General features: G+C 70.2%; 14 protein-coding genes. 9 read left to right on the plus strand and 5 right to left on the minus strand.

The window, feature by feature from the left end; all coding sequences use genetic code 11:
• The first annotated feature begins 59 nt into the window (after positions 1-59).
• The 9 genes from MTBSS4_RS06525 (at position 60) to MTBSS4_RS06565 (ending at position 9021) form a co-directional block, all read left to right on the plus strand.
• Complete coding sequence (locus MTBSS4_RS06525; RefSeq protein WP_173982593.1) at positions 60-1448, plus strand: FHA domain-containing protein; 1389 nt, start codon at positions 60-62, stop codon at positions 1446-1448.
• A 2-nt stretch (positions 1449-1450) separates the two neighbouring features.
• Positions 1451-1783 (plus strand): FHA domain-containing protein, encoded by a 333-nt coding sequence (locus MTBSS4_RS06530; protein ID WP_173982594.1) that lies wholly within the window; start codon positions 1451-1453, stop codon positions 1781-1783.
• Positions 1780-2550: a MotA/TolQ/ExbB proton channel family protein gene (locus MTBSS4_RS06535; RefSeq protein ID WP_173982595.1), complete on the plus strand. Its 771-nt coding sequence runs from the start codon at positions 1780-1782 to the stop codon at positions 2548-2550. Before MTBSS4_RS06530 ends, MTBSS4_RS06535 begins: the two co-directional genes overlap by 4 nt.
• A 16-nt stretch (positions 2551-2566) precedes the next feature.
• Positions 2567-3028, plus strand: a complete 462-nt coding sequence (locus MTBSS4_RS06540; protein ID WP_173982596.1) for an FHA domain-containing protein — start codon at positions 2567-2569, stop codon at positions 3026-3028.
• A 64-nt stretch (positions 3029-3092) separates the two neighbouring features.
• Complete coding sequence (locus tag MTBSS4_RS06545; protein WP_173982597.1) at positions 3093-5015, plus strand: bifunctional serine/threonine-protein kinase/formylglycine-generating enzyme family protein; 1923 nt, start codon at positions 3093-3095, stop codon at positions 5013-5015.
• Positions 5012-5803, plus strand: a complete 792-nt coding sequence (locus MTBSS4_RS06550) for a PP2C family serine/threonine-protein phosphatase (RefSeq protein ID WP_173982598.1) — start codon at positions 5012-5014, stop codon at positions 5801-5803. Before MTBSS4_RS06545 ends, MTBSS4_RS06550 begins: the two co-directional genes overlap by 4 nt.
• A complete protein-coding gene (locus MTBSS4_RS06555) occupies positions 5800-7170 on the plus strand; it encodes a trypsin-like peptidase domain-containing protein (RefSeq protein ID WP_173982599.1) in 1371 nt (456 codons plus the stop codon). The genes MTBSS4_RS06550 and MTBSS4_RS06555 overlap by 4 nt, the downstream gene beginning before the upstream one ends.
• Position 7171: 1 nt before the next feature.
• Positions 7172-8077 (plus strand): vWA domain-containing protein, encoded by a 906-nt coding sequence (locus MTBSS4_RS06560; RefSeq protein WP_173982600.1) that lies wholly within the window; start codon positions 7172-7174, stop codon positions 8075-8077.
• A gap of 2 nt (positions 8078-8079) precedes the next feature.
• The gene (locus MTBSS4_RS06565) at positions 8080-9021 is read left to right on the plus strand and encodes a vWA domain-containing protein (protein ID WP_173982601.1); all 942 of its coding nucleotides are present in this window, start codon (positions 8080-8082) and stop codon (positions 9019-9021) included.
• Between the two features lie 7 nt (positions 9022-9028).
• Here MTBSS4_RS06565 and MTBSS4_RS06570 read toward each other — a convergent pair whose 3' ends face one another.
• The 5 genes from MTBSS4_RS06570 to MTBSS4_RS06590 are packed head-to-tail and all read right to left on the minus strand — an operon-like array spanning position 9029 to position 13533.
• Positions 9029-9487, minus strand: a complete 459-nt coding sequence (locus MTBSS4_RS06570; RefSeq protein WP_173982602.1) for a hypothetical protein — start codon at positions 9485-9487, stop codon at positions 9029-9031.
• A 23-nt stretch (positions 9488-9510) separates the two neighbouring features.
• The gene (locus MTBSS4_RS06575; protein ID WP_173982603.1) at positions 9511-9819 is read right to left on the minus strand and encodes a FliG C-terminal domain-containing protein; all 309 of its coding nucleotides are present in this window, start codon (positions 9817-9819) and stop codon (positions 9511-9513) included.
• The gene (locus MTBSS4_RS06580) at positions 9816-10136 is read right to left on the minus strand and encodes a hypothetical protein (protein WP_173982604.1); all 321 of its coding nucleotides are present in this window, start codon (positions 10134-10136) and stop codon (positions 9816-9818) included. Before MTBSS4_RS06580 ends, MTBSS4_RS06575 begins: the two co-directional genes overlap by 4 nt.
• Positions 10133-12124: a hypothetical protein gene (locus MTBSS4_RS06585; protein WP_173982605.1), complete on the minus strand. Its 1992-nt coding sequence runs from the start codon at positions 12122-12124 to the stop codon at positions 10133-10135. Before MTBSS4_RS06585 ends, MTBSS4_RS06580 begins: the two co-directional genes overlap by 4 nt.
• On the minus strand, positions 12124-13533 hold the full coding sequence (locus MTBSS4_RS06590; RefSeq protein ID WP_173982606.1) for a tetratricopeptide repeat protein: 1410 nt from the start codon (positions 13531-13533) through the stop codon (positions 12124-12126). Before MTBSS4_RS06590 ends, MTBSS4_RS06585 begins: the two co-directional genes overlap by 1 nt.
• Between the last annotated feature and the right edge of the window lie 26 nt (positions 13534-13559).

A 13559-nucleotide genomic window follows, 5' to 3' on the forward strand; every position in this document is an offset into this window, starting at 1 on the left:
GCATGCGAAATATCTGCTAGCGTTTGATACGTATTTGCGAATGGCAAGTTGTCGGATCGATGCGCGCCCTGCTCTATATTATAATCATTTTATCAATACCGGGTGTCGTCCTGGCGGATGGCGGCCTTTCGGTCCGCGTCATCGCCGATGACGGCGTCTCGCGCTCCGTCGACATCCGCGCCGCCGGCCACCGTCCGCTGGGCAAGGTCGCCGGCCGCGTCGACGGCCAGGCCGTGCCGCTCGTCGCCGAATCGTCCTATCCCGCTTCCGGCGACATTACCGCCATCCTTGTCCTGGTCGATACCAGCGACCCGCGCCGCGCCGCCATTGTCGCCGAGAACGCCCGTCAGGTCGGCGTCCTGGCTGCTGCCGCCGCGACCCATCATCGGCTGGGGCTGGCGCGTTTCGACCGCGACATGCAGGTTCTGGCGCCGCTGGGATCGCCGTCCGGGGAGATCAGGCGCGCGGCCGAGGGATTGCGGGCGGCGGGGCCGATCACCCAGCTCTATCGCCACGGCCTGACGGCCATCGATCTGCTGGCGGCGCATCCGGCCAGCCGGCGGGTGCTGATCGTGTTCACCGACGGGCTGGACGAGGGCCGCGGCTTTACCCGCGCCCATGTGGCCGAGGCGGCGGCCAAGGCGGACGTCGCCGTGGTCGGACTGGGATTCCCCGCCAGCGCCAAGGGTGAACTGGCGTTGCAGGACCTGGAATGGCTGGCGCGGGAGAGCGGGGGATTCTACGCCGGAGCGACAGCGGCCGGCCATCTTCCGGATGCCGTCCTGCACCGGGCCTTGCGGGTGGCAGACGGGGGCGGCCGCTTTCGTTTCGACGCGGCGCCGTTCCTGCGGACCGAGCCCCGGACGGTGCGGCTTGAGGTCGATGTCACTGACGGCGGCATCACCCGCCACGCGGCGGCCATGGTGCCGCTGCCCGCCGCCGGCCCCGGTTTCGGGTGGCTGCTTGGCGGCGCCGGCGTCATGGTCGCGTCGATCCTGGCGTGGCGGCGGTCGCACCGCCGCGCCGCCGCGCCCGAGGTCGCCGCCGCTTCGGCGGCAAGCCCGCATGCGGTGGTCGAGGTCTTGGATGACGAGGCCCCCTGGTGCCAGGGCATGGCGGGAAGCATCTTCGTCATCGGCCGTCTCGCCGGGGACGGAACCGACATGGCGCTGGCGCATCCGACCGTCTCGCGCCCGCATGCCGAGATCAGGCGCTCGGGCGGCGGCTATCGCATCGCCAATCTGAGCGCGACCAACCCCATCCTGGTCAACGGCAAGGCCGTCGATGCCGGGCCGTTGAAATCGGGTGACGAAATCTCGCTGGGCGACGTCCGTCTTCGTTTCGCCGAATGCGGGCCGGCCCGGGCCGGGGCGACGCGGCTGGTGGTCCGGCCCACGCCGGCCGCCAGCCGCACCACTCTCCTTCGACCGGGGCCTGACGGAGACTGACCATGCACCATCTTCTCATCGGCCGGGCGGGCGCCGGCAGCCATATCGGCATCGACGACGAGACGGTTTCCGCCGGACACGCCGAACTGGTGCGGTTGCCGGACGGGCGGACTTATCTGGTCGACCGGTGCAGCACCAACGGCACCTTCGTGTTTCGCGACGGCGAATGGATGCGCCTGCGCCACGATTTCGTATCCCCGGCCGAGCCGGTGCGGTTCGGCCGGGTCGAAACCACGCTTGGCGACCTGCTGGGCGGGGACCGGCATCCCGGCGACGAAAAAAATGCCGGCGCGGTCGTCTGGAGTCCCGATGGCAGGCTGGAGGCGAAGCCGTGACGGGAATACGGTCCGAAACCGACGCGATGACCGCCCGCCTGGGTGTGGTCGGCGGCTGCGCCGTGGGCGGCGGCCTGGTGCTGTGGCTGTCCTCGGCGATGCTCGGCGAAGTGGCCGCGACCATGTGGCTGGGACCGGCGGCGGCCTTTCCCCTGACCATCCAGTTCGCCGAATGGCTGGTGTTCTTCGCCGGGCTTGGCGAGGCGGTCGTCAGGCTGCGCGCCGGCCGTGCCGAGACCGGGCAACTGGCCCGGCATTACCTGCCCGAGGACCATGGCACGGTCCTGCGTGGCGAGGACCTGGAACCGATCTACCGTCGTGTCCACGACCAGCCGGACGCCCAGGTCCGTTTCCTGCCGCGCCTGATCCTGTCGACCATCCGCAGCTTCCGTTGCTCGGGCTCCATCGATCAGGCCAACGCGCTGATGGGGTCGGGGCTGGAGCTGTTCATGCACGAGATCGACCTGCGCTACACCTGGTTGCGCTACATGGTCTGGCTCATTCCGTCCCTGGGGTTCATCGGCACGGTGGTCGGCATCGCCGCCGCCCTGCGCAAGGCGTCGGGCTTCGATCTGTCCAGCACCGACATCAACGTGCTGGCCTTGCTGACCGAGGATCTGGGCGTCGCCTTCGACACCACCATGCTGGCGCTGGTCCTGTCCATGGTCCTGGTGCTTCTGATGTCCCTCGCCCAGGCGCGCGAGGAGACGGCGCTGAACCGCGCCGGCCAATACTGCCTGAACAATCTGGTCAACCGCCTGTACTGACGGAGAGGAAAAGCCCATGACCCGCCGCATCGACCCGCCCGAGGCGCCTTCGCCGTCCGGTCCCGCCGCGCCCCGTCACACTCGCATGGTCGGCCCCGCCGGGGATGCGCCGCGAGGGGCGTCCGATCCCGTCGTCGGCTGGCTGGTCATCGTCGATGGTCCCGGCAAGGGAACCGCCCTCGAACTGGGATATGGCGAGAATCCGCTGGGGCGGGGGGGCGGCATGCGGATCAGCCTGGATTTCGGAGCGGCCAGCGACACCGCGATCACCGCCGAGCGGCACGCCGTGGTCACCTACTACACCCGCGAGCGCCTGTTCCGGGTCCGCCATGACCTGGGGCTCAATCCGACCCATCTCAACGACAGGCCGCTGTTGCAGCCGACCGAACTGAACGCGGGCGATTGCATCGAGGTCGGACGGACCAGATTGCGCTTCGTGCCGCTGTGCGGCCCCGATTTCGAGTGGTCGGCCGACTAGGGCCTTGCCTTTTTCCTTGCGCCGCGTCCCTGATCCGACCGGTTCCTGACTCCTGGGCCATCCAATGAACCAGCACCTTCCCGTCGGCACGTCGCTGCTGGAGTATCGCCTGATCAAGGTGCTGGGCGAGGGCGGCTTCGGCGTCACCTATCTGGCCGAGGACGCCATCGGCATCCGGCTGGCCATCAAGGAGTATCTGCCTGTCGAATTCGCCGTCCGCGACGTCGACAGCCGGGTGGTGGCGCGCTCGGAATCGGCGATGCCCAATTTCGCCTGGGGGTTGGAGCGCTTCCAGCAGGAGGCGGCCCGGCTGGTGCGTTTTCGCGGCCACCCCAATATCGTTCGCATCGAACGTTTCTTTCCCGCCAACGGCACCGCCTATCTGGTGATGCCCTACGAGGACGGAGAAAGCCTGACGGCGGCGGTGAACCGCGACGGACCGCCGCCGCCCGCGGCGCTGGAGCGGATCGTCCAGGGGCTGCTGGCGGGGCTGTCGGCGGTTCACGACGAGGGGATGCTTCACCGCGACATCAAGCCGGACAATGTCTATCTGCGTGTCGACGGCTCGCCGGTGCTGCTGGATTTCGGAGCGGCGCGAGAGGCGATCCGTCACCGCAGCCGGATGCTTACCGGCCTGGTCTCGGAAGGCTATTCTCCGCCCGAGCAGTACGACCCCGACGGCGGCGCCCATGGCCCCTGGTCGGATCTTTATGCCCTGGCGGCGACTCTGTACTTCGCCATGAGCGGCATTTCACCGCCCCCATCGGGCCGCCGGGGCCGCAACGATCCGTTGCGGCCGGTCGCCGAGGTGGTCCGGCATTCCCATGCCGCCGGCCTGTGCGCCGCCGTCGATGCATCCCTTGCCCTCGACCCGGAAGAGCGGCCGCGGTCGGTCGCCGACTTCCGGCGGATCGTCGGGGCGCCGCCGCCGCCGGAAAACGCCGCCGCGACCCGGAAGGTGGAATCTTCCTTTCCCCCCTCTCCCGTATCCAGGCCGGCCCTGGCCTCGGATGTGGATGCGGAACCGGACTCGTGGTCGCGTCGCATCAAGGGGATTGGCGCCGTCGTCGTCATCGTGCTGGTCGCCTCGCTCGTCATTCCAAAGCTTGTCCCCCATCGGCAGGCCATCGCCGTCGACCGGCTTTTCCCCGGCGATTCCTTCGCGGAATGCACCATTTGTCCGACCATGGTCGTCGTTCCCGAGGGCGATTTCACGATGGGGGCGTCCAAGGCCGAGGTGACGCAGGCGTCGCGGCGGGGCTGGGCCGGCGTCAATGACGAGATTCCACGTCATGCCGTCATCATCGCCAGGCGCTTCGCCATCGGTATGCACGAAATCAGCAACGAGCAGTACCGCGTTCACCTCAAGGGCAGCGGCCGCAACCCCGACGGCTGTCACGACGGCAACGGCCACCGCGTCCATTCCGGCGGCTGGCTGTCGCGTGACGACATTTACTACGATTCTTCTCCGGCGGCGTGCGTGTCGCGCGACGATGCCTGGGCCTATGTCCGCTGGCTCAACCAGCGCCTGTTCGGCACCCCGGACGGTCCCTACCGCCTGCCCTCCGAGGCGGAGTGGGAATATGCCGCCCGGGCCGGGTCGACCACCCAGTTTCCGTGGGGCGACACCCTGGGCAGCGGCCACGCCCATTGCCGCGAGTGCGGGCCGGTCTCGACGGTCGATGGACGGGTCACGGGACCGGCGTCCCGGGGCAGTTATCCCGCCAACGCCTTTGGCCTGTTCGACATGATCGGCAATCTCGGCGAATTCGTCGCTGATTGCGACACGCCGAACTATGTTGGCGCCCCGGCCGACGGACGGGCGGTCACCGGTCCTGGCGAGTGCGGTGGGGTGATCCGCGGCGGCGACTTCGACGGCGACGCCTTTTCCATGCGTTCAGCCTCGCGCATTGCCGCCAAGGCTTCCGACCGCTACATCCATGTCGGGTTCCGCGTCGCCCGCGATCTGGAATGGAGGCCGCGATGACCGGCTGGACGTGGGCCGTCGCCGACCATGTCGGCGGCCGGGACGAGCAGCAGGACCGCGTCGCCGTGATGGCGGAGGGGGGGCGCGTCCTCGCCGTAATCGCCGACGGGTTGGGCGGCCATCGTGGCGGTGGGGCGGCGGCCGAGGCGGTGGTCGGGCATGCGCGGCGGGCATGGGCGGCCCGGCGGGATTTCACCGGAACCGTTCCCGCCTTTCTGGAATCCATCCGCGTCGCCGCTCATGGCGCCATCAACGCCCTGGCCGCCGACATCGGCGAGCAGCCCCATTCCACCTGCGTCCTGTTTCATGGCGACGGCGAGAAGGCCGATTGGGTCCATGCCGGAGATTCCCGCCTGTACCGCATTCGCGGCGGTCGGGCCGAGCTTCTGACCCGGGACCACTCCTATGCCCAGATGCTGGTCGAGCAGGGCAAGCTGCGCCCGGACGAGGTCGCGGCCCACCCATCCCAGGGGCAATTGCTGGTCGCGCTCGGCGGGGCCGAGGACCAGGGCGGCGAACTGGGCGGCGCCTGGCTGCGGCCGGGGGACGGCTTTTGCCTGTGCAGCGACGGAGCCTGGGAGGTCCTGACCCCCGGCGACATGGCGGCGGCGCTGGATCGCGACGATCTGGCCGCCTCGGCCCGCGCCCTGGCGGACGAGGCCGCCCGGCGGGGTGGTTCCGGCGGTGACAATATCGCTTTGGCGCTGCTGCGCCTTGGGGATGGGGTCCTGCCGCCCGAGCGGGGGTGGGCGAAGATGAAGCGGCTGTTTCTGGGGAGGGCGCCATGATCCGTTTTATTTTCGCGGCCGTGCTTGTCGCCGGTCTGGCGCCGATTGCCCCGGCCCGTGCCGACGGCCTGGATATCTCCGGAATCGAGGCGAGCGTGGTTCGCCTGATCGCGTCGGTCGAGACGGAAGTCCTGGTCGGCGGCAACCGCAGCACCCTGACCAGTGTCACCAGCCTTGGATCGGGCTTCGTCGTCGCTCCCGGCGTCATCGCCACCAACCTGCATGTGATCGCGCCATCGGCCAAGGGCGCCAGGCAGCCCGACCTGTGGGTGGCCGACGGGGGTACCGCCGGTCCCCATCGCCGGCCGGCGACGGTTCTATGGGCCGATCCTCACTACGATCTGGCGGTTCTGTCGGTTCCGGGACTGACGCGCAAGCCGCTGCCCCTGGCCGAGACCGGGCTGGCCAAGGGGGCTCCGGTATGGGCCTTGGGGTTTCCGGGGGCCGCCGACGAGCCCATCACCGCCCAGGTCGAGCAGGGACTGGCCGCCAGGGGGCTGAAGGCGGGTACCCTGGATTATGCCGTCGCTTTCGAAACCGAAATGCTGGCCCGCCTCAGCCTTGAAATCAGCGCCACCGTCGGCAATCTGGAACGGACCTTGTCGGCGTCGTGGAGCGGCGGCGATCCGCCGTTCCCGATTCTTCAGCACCGGGCGACCATCTCGCCGGGCAATTCGGGCGGTCCGTTGCTGGATTCCTGCGGCCGGGTGGTCGGCATCAACACCTTCGGGGTCGGCGGCTCCGCCGGCGGCGTCGAACTGGTGGCGACCTACTATTACGCCTCCGACGTTGCAAACCTGATCCGGGGACTTCAGGCAGCCTCGGTGCGTTTCGATCGCGGGGCCGGAACATGCGCTCCCTCCGCCGGCGTTTCCGCCGGCCTGTCCATGACGATGGCGGCGGGCGCCGTCCTGCTGCTGGTCATGGCCGGCGTCGTCTGGCGCATGCGCGGGCGCATGGTGACCCGTTCCCAACTGGTGCGGGATTTCCCTTCTCCGGCCGCCGCGCCGGCCGCTCCCCATTTCCCGGGGCCGGGCGGGCCGGACGAGTGGCGGCTTCGGGGAACCGACGGTTCCGGCCGGCCCCTGTCGCTGACCCTGTCGGCCCGGCGCCTTGCCGCGACGGGCGGGAATCTGGTGGTGGGGTCGTCCGCCGAATTGGCCGACGACGTCATCGCCGACGATACGGTATCGCGCCGCCATGCCCGGCTGACCCTGGCCGGCGGCCGCCCGGCGATCGAAGATCTGAACGCCACCAACCGGGTTCGGGTGAACGGCGAGGACCTGTGTCCGTTCCAGCCCAGGCAATTGCGGGCGGGTGACGAAATCCGCCTGGGTCAGAGCGTCCTGACCCTGGAACGGGCATGAGATGAACCTGCGGCGGCGGCGTCCCGAACTGTCGGTGTTCGGCCTGTCGGCCCTGGATCTGTTCGCGTCGGGAATGGGCGCCTTCGTCCTGCTGGCTGTCCTGCTGTTTCCTCATTTCCGCAAGATCGAGCCGGTGCTGTCCGAGACGCGGCAGATGGTCCGCGACGCCCGCGACGCCGTGGCAGCGGCCGCGGTGGCCGAGGCGCAAGCGCGCCAGGCCGGACAGCGGGCCGGGGCCGCCGCCCGTCAGGCGGCGCAAGCGGCCAGCGAGACCGCCGATCTCGACGCCGAGACCGCCCGGCTGGAGGCGAAGGAGGCCAGGACCACGCAGGTCCTGGCGCGCTGCCAGGCCACCGTCGCCAAGCTGGACATCCGGTCGATGGATCTGGTCCTGGCTTTCGATTCGACCGGTAGCATGGCCGACGCCATGGCCGACATGCGCCGCAGTCTGGCCGGAGTGGTCCGGGTTCTCCACCAGATGGTGCCCGACCTGCGCATCGGCCTCGTCACCTTTCGGGACGACGCCTCGTTCGTCACCCGTTCGATGCCGCTCACGCCCATGGATGATTCCGGAATCGCCCAGGCGCTGTCCTGGCTGAAGGCGCAGGGTGCCGACGGCGGTACCGGTCCGCGCGCGGTGGAAAAGGGGCTTGCCGCCGTCGCCGCCCTGTCCTGGCGGGACGTGCGCCGGGTGGTGGTGTTGATCGGAGACGATCCCGACGACGATTCCGCCCCCCACGCGGCCGAGGCGGTCGCCCGGTCGCTGTCCAGGGTGTCGTCGATCTCGGTCAAGGGGCAGGGCGGCCCGTTCTTCGAGGCGGTGGCCAAGGCCGGCGGCGGTGGCTATTACGTCGACCCGGGGGGGCGGATGATGGAAAGCCTGCTGCTCGCGGCGCTGGAGGACTGAGCATGCGCCGTCCCAGCCGCGAGATCGGAGCCTTCAGCCTGTCGGCGGTCGACCTGTTCGCCTCGGCCCTGGGGGCGTTCATGATCGTGGTGGTCCTGTTGCTGCCCTATTTCCGCAATCTCTCGGACGTGGAGGCGCATCGGCGGGAGGCGAGGCAATCCTTGCAGGAGGCCGTCGTCGCGCGAAGCCGGGCGGAGGCCGCCCGCGACACGGCCGCCGCCGAAGCCGAAGCCGCCGAGGCCAAGGCCGCCGAGGCCGGGCGCCGCCGCGCCGCCGCCGCCGCCCGGCGTGACGCCGCCGCTTCGGCTTCGGCCGCCGGCGAGACCGCCATGGCGGCCTGCGCCCAGACCCGGGCAAGCCTGTCCATCGGCGCCCTCGACATCGCCATCGGCGTCGACACCACCGCCAGCATGGGGGCCGAGGTTCTGGCGCTGCGAAATGAAATCGGGGGAATCGCCCGCGTTCTCGACCGCATCTCGGGCGATGTCCGCCTGGGCGTCGTCGCCTTCCGCGACACCGGGGACGCCTATGTCACGCGGACATTGCCGCTTACCTCGCCGTCGACCGGACTTTCCGTCATCCAGGATTTCCTGAACAGCCTGTCCGCCGATGGCGGCGGCGACTGTCCGGAGGCGCTTGACCAGGCCGTTGCCGAGCTTGTCGGGTTGCCGTGGCGGGACGCCGCCCAGCGCCGCATCGTGGTGGTCGGAGACGCCGAGGCCCACGCGGGCGCCCGGGATGCCGCCCTTGCCCGCGCCCGCGCCTTCGCCGCCGCCGGCGGCAAGCTGTCCAGCGTCTTCACGTACCGGACGGACAACGCCACATGTTCGGCCTCGACGGCCGAGCCGTTCTATCGCGCCCTGGCCGCCGAGGGCGGCGGCCGGTACGTCGACCGGAACGAATCCGTCATGGAGGCGGTGCTGATGGCCCTGTTGGGAAAGTAGGGGGCGGTCACCGGCCTTTCCGGTTGCGATTGTCGACGGTGGTCGTCGATCTGACGATTCCCTTTTCGATGATCAGCAGCAGGTCGAACTCGTACACCGAATCGTAGCCCATGTGGTGATACTGAATCTGCGCCCCCATCGGGACGCGCAAGACGCCGGAGAACCACCCGGCGAACACCGTGCCGCCGGCCTCGGCGCGGAACAGGTCCGCGAGCCCGACCTGTCGCCGCCTTTCACAGTTCCAGCCCGAACGGGGAGCGTCGTCGCACAATTCCGCGCTGATGCCGGTGAGGTGCAGCCGGCCGTCCCTGATCTCCCATCTGGCGACATAGCCGCGCCAGTTGGCGGTGCTGGTGGAGGCGAAGGGGGGGCGGGACGCCTCGGCGTAATAGGCTTCCAGCGGTTCGGAAAACAGGGGATGGTCGACGCCGTCGATGGCGATGGTGTCGGAGATCTGGGCTGTCATGGCGTCCTCCTTGCCGGTCGGGATCAGGGATTGGCCGAGTCCAGCCGCTCGAGAATCCGGCGCGGCAGGTCGCCGCTGTCCGCCGCCTCGCCAAGCTGGCGGGCAAAGGTGGCCGATGCCGCCGCCAGCCCGGCGGCTCCGACGTCTCCCAGTAGGGCCATGTCGTCGACCAGCAGCGCCTTGACCCGGCGGCCGACGGTCGACAGGACCCGCTCCCTCGCCAGATGCGAGGCCCCGGCCAGCACCGCGACCACCGCGTCGGCGTCGACGAATCTGAGAATCGCGATCACGTCGTCGTCGTCGAGGCGGGTAACGTTCTCGATGTCGATCACGGCGTCACTCCCATGGTTGCCACGGCCAGGCCAAGGCCGAGGATGAAAAGCCGCAGCCAGGCCGGGCGGGACGACGGAAGGCGCGGCCCCGCCAGGTGCAGGCAGACGAAGCCGCCGTACCATCCCGCTCCCACTCCCCAGGCGTCCGTCATTCCGGCCAGCCACAAGCCGAGCGATGCCGCCACCGCCAGAAGCGCCACAATCCCGTTGCGCAGGCGCATGCCCGAAGCGTTCCAGGGCCACGCCGCGAAGGTGGTGGCGGCTCCGGCGATTCCGACGGCCAGCCACGGCAGGACCGAAGGCGTCGGAGCAATCATTTTCCCGTCCCCAGGGCTTCGTGGTGCAGGGTCAGGGTCGAGGCCAGTTCGGCCGACCAGATCGCAAGGCGGCGGACCGCCAGGGCCGGCTTGTCCGACGCGGTTTCGTTGATCTGGCGGGGCAGGTCGAGCAACAGCGGCTTGACCACGCCCCAGCCGTGACTGATGTCGCTGACCGGCAGGGCCGAGGCCAGGGCCGTCCAGCCCAGCACGGCCGCCAGTCGATGGTTCCCGGCGGCAAGAGCGATGTGGCGTTCCGCCTGGAGCTTGAACCAGCGATTGCGAAGCTCGGCCATGGCCGGGCCGGGATCGCCGCCGCCGGCGTGCTCGGCCAGCACCCAGGCGGCGACCATCGCATCGCGGGGGCGCAATTGCTTGTCGGTCTCCTCCGGCTTGGCCGCGTTCAGGTCCTGGTCCAGGCTTTCGCGCGCGCGCCGCCGGCATTCGGCCGTCTTCGCCCCCGGATTGAACCGGGCGACGGCGCAGCCGGCATGGACGCTGTCGTAGAGGCCGGGCCTGATCATGGCCTTGATCCGCGCCGCGCCGGCAAGATCGCCGGAGGCGGCCAGCGCCGCGACCAGCTTGGCCAGGATGGGACTGTTGGGTCGCGCCGTTTCGGGCAGGCCGGAAACGATCCGTTCGGCGGCAGCGGCGGCGGCGGGGTGATTGGCGGCAAGCCGCGCATGGGCCGCCGCGACGCCCGCCGCAAGGGTGTGGTCCGACAGCCGCCGCGCCTCCCCGGCGACGGCTTCCAGCTTGGCGGCAAGGCCGCCGGGGTCGCGCGTCGGGTCGAGATATGTCAGCCCATGGGCCAGGCCGTTCCGCCATCTGGCTGCGTCGTCCGCCGATGCCGCCCCGCGGGATGCGGCCAGGACCTCGTCGACGAGTCCCCGTTGGCCATTGGCTTCGGCGAGAAAGGAGATGGTCTGGGGGCGCCGTTCGCCGGTGGCGGCGCGGGACAGGGCCAGGCCATGTTCCGGCGCCCCGGCCATGGCCAGGCCATAGACGACCCACGCATCGGTCTGCCGGTCGGGATCGCCGCTGCGGTCGGTCTCGGGAATGACGGCCAGCAGGGCGGCGGCCTTTCGGGCCATGCGTTCCGCCTGGACCGCGACGCCCTGGCGCAGTTCGGCCGCCCGGGCTCGGGCGGTGGCGGCGGTAGCGGCATCGTCGGACGCGGCGGCGAAGGCCTCGTACCAGGCGGCGGCCACCAGCGGCCGGACCTTCATCCGGTCGCTGAGAACCGCCAGGTTCCACAAAAGCGGCGGCGAATCCGGAATGAACGTCGCCACCTGTTCGAACAGGTCGATGGCCCGCGCCGAATCGCCGTTCCGGGCGGCGGCCATGGCCTTGCCGGCGATTTCGTCGAGCCATCCCTGCTTTCCGGAGTGGCGAAGCCGGGGAATGCGTTCGATCACCTCGCCGATCCAATCGCCATGGCCGAGGGCGTCGATCACTCCTTCGGCCAGCGACAGCGTCGGTGGATCATAGGGGGGAGGAATCGGCGGATTCGGCGGCGTGGAGGCCCATCGCGCCAGCTTCTGGGCGGTCGTGCGCGCATGGGCCAGCCGCAGATTGACCGCCGCCAGGCTTTCGTCGGTGGCATATCCGCCCTCGATCAGGGGCGCCAAGCGGTCGTGCTCGCGTTCCAGCATGCGGATCTCGGTGGCGGCGACGCGCCGGGCCGCGCTCAGCCATGCGGAGAAATCGCCGTGCCGCCGCGCCGTCGCCTCGCGCAGCATGCCCAGGACAAGTTCGGCCAGATCGCCGTGCCGTTCCTGCCGGACGATCACGGCACGGTTGCCTTCGGTGGGTTTCGGTACGGTGCGCATATCGCGGAACAGGCGGTCGCGTTCGGCCAGCAGCAGGGACAGGCGGGCATCCAGGGCGGCGTGCGGCGGGGTCTGGGCCGCCGTCCGCGCCGATGGCAGCCCGACCAGCAGCCCGACCAGCAGCCCGACCAGCAGAATGACGAGCAGGCGCGCCATCATCGTCCTCCCGTCCCGGTGGAGCCGGACTCGGTGAAGACGGCGATGCCCTGCATCACCCGGAGCGCCCCGCGGGCGACGTCGTCGTCGGGCTTGCGCCTGGCCTGTGCCTCAAGGTCGGCCAGGGCGGCGGCGATGTCGCTGTCGTGGCGGTCCAGCGTGGCGAAAACCACCTGATTGCGCTGATCCTCCCATCGCTTCAGGCTGGTCAGGTCCGACATCCTGGGACCGAACACCGAGGCCGGCACGCTGTCCAGGCCCGGCGTCGGCCGGTTCAGGCGCGCCAGATCAGCCGGGGACAGCGGTCGCCCCCGGTCGCCGGTGATGTCGCGCCCGATGCCCATGCCGATGATGTAGCTGGAGGCGTCGCGCAGGTCGGGGTCGGCGGGGGCCATGCGGAGATGATCCTCCAGTATCCGCTTGCTTCGGTTGGGGTCGTTGCGTCCCTTCTGGATGGCGTCCATCACCATGTCGCCGGCGCGCGGTCCCAGCCGGCGGATGTCTTCCGGGCGAGGCCCGTATTCCTTGGCCGGCTTGGCCGGATCGAAGACCGGATTGACCGGCTTCGGCGGCGGAGGAGGAGTCACGCGCAACGTGTCCTTGGGTTTCGGCCCCTTGATGTCGGCGGGATGGACCACCGGCAGGGTGTCGGAGGGGGGCGCCGTCGCCCCGTCCGCCAGGGGGGGAGGGGGCAGGGACGCCAGCGACGGCGGTTCCGCCAGTTCTCCCACCGGAGGCGCCGATCCGGTTTCGCGGACGAAGTCGTCCACCAGATCCTTGATCGCGTCGGGCACCGCCTCGGCGGCCTGGCGGCGTCGGGCCTCGTCCTGTTCGATTCGCTTGCGCTGGGCGTCTTCCGCCTCCGCCTGCCGCCGTCGCGCATCCTCCTCGGCGGCGCGGCGCAGCCGGTCCTGTTCGGCCAGCCATTCCCGCAGCCGCTCGGCCTCGGCCGTTCCATCGCTGTTTCCGCGCCGCCCGGATTCGTCGAAGGCGGCGATCGCCTCGCTGATCCGCGAGCCGCTGTTCTGGCGCAGGATGTTGTTGGCGAGGTTGTACCAAGCGTTCTTGTCGTCGGGAGTGAGCGCGACCACGCGGCGATAGGCGGCCTCGGCGTCGGCGTACCGCCCCTCCTGGGTGGCCCGCCGTCCCTCGGCGAAGGCCGCGTGGGCCGCCTCGACCGTCGGGTCCCTGGTCGGCGGCGTCGGGGACCGGTCGGGGAGGGTCGTCCCGTCGCCGCCGCCGCGACAGTAATTGTTCCACGAGCCGCAGATGCAGTCCTTGCCGCATATGGCCCAGGCGGAGCCGGTCGACGCCAGGGCCATGGCGGTGGCGAACAGTACCGCCATCGCCAGCCTCGCGGCGGAAAACGGGTGTCCCGGCCGTCTTCTGGTCTGCGATGTCCGTTCCATGCGGCGACTCCCTCGTGTGCCTGGTC

This window comes from Magnetospirillum sp. SS-4 (genome assembly GCF_902729425.1).
GTDB lineage: Bacteria > Pseudomonadota > Alphaproteobacteria > Rhodospirillales > Magnetospirillaceae > Phaeospirillum.

What these genes read in the sequence shown, in the direction of transcription:
- MTBSS4_RS06525 (WP_173982593.1), top strand. Translation starts at nt 60, where the DNA reads ATGCGCGCCCTGCTCTATATTATAATCATTTTATCAATACCGGGTGTC.
- MTBSS4_RS06530 (WP_173982594.1), top strand. Translation starts at nt 1,451, where the DNA reads ATGCACCATCTTCTCATCGGCCGGGCGGGCGCCGGCAGCCATATCGGC.
- MTBSS4_RS06540 (WP_173982596.1), top strand. Translation starts at nt 2,567, where the DNA reads ATGACCCGCCGCATCGACCCGCCCGAGGCGCCTTCGCCGTCCGGTCCC.
- MTBSS4_RS06545 (WP_173982597.1), top strand. Translation starts at nt 3,093, where the DNA reads ATGAACCAGCACCTTCCCGTCGGCACGTCGCTGCTGGAGTATCGCCTG.
- MTBSS4_RS06550 (WP_173982598.1), top strand. Translation starts at nt 5,012, where the DNA reads ATGACCGGCTGGACGTGGGCCGTCGCCGACCATGTCGGCGGCCGGGAC.
- MTBSS4_RS06555 (WP_173982599.1), top strand. Translation starts at nt 5,800, where the DNA reads ATGATCCGTTTTATTTTCGCGGCCGTGCTTGTCGCCGGTCTGGCGCCG.
- MTBSS4_RS06560 (WP_173982600.1), top strand. Translation starts at nt 7,172, where the DNA reads ATGAACCTGCGGCGGCGGCGTCCCGAACTGTCGGTGTTCGGCCTGTCG.
- MTBSS4_RS06565 (WP_173982601.1), top strand. Translation starts at nt 8,080, where the DNA reads ATGCGCCGTCCCAGCCGCGAGATCGGAGCCTTCAGCCTGTCGGCGGTC.
- MTBSS4_RS06570 (WP_173982602.1), bottom strand. Translation starts at nt 9,487, where the DNA reads ATGACAGCCCAGATCTCCGACACCATCGCCATCGACGGCGTCGACCAT.
- MTBSS4_RS06580 (WP_173982604.1), bottom strand. Translation starts at nt 10,136, where the DNA reads ATGATTGCTCCGACGCCTTCGGTCCTGCCGTGGCTGGCCGTCGGAATC.
- MTBSS4_RS06585 (WP_173982605.1), bottom strand. Translation starts at nt 12,124, where the DNA reads ATGGCGCGCCTGCTCGTCATTCTGCTGGTCGGGCTGCTGGTCGGGCTG.
- MTBSS4_RS06590 (WP_173982606.1), bottom strand. Translation starts at nt 13,533, where the DNA reads ATGGAACGGACATCGCAGACCAGAAGACGGCCGGGACACCCGTTTTCC.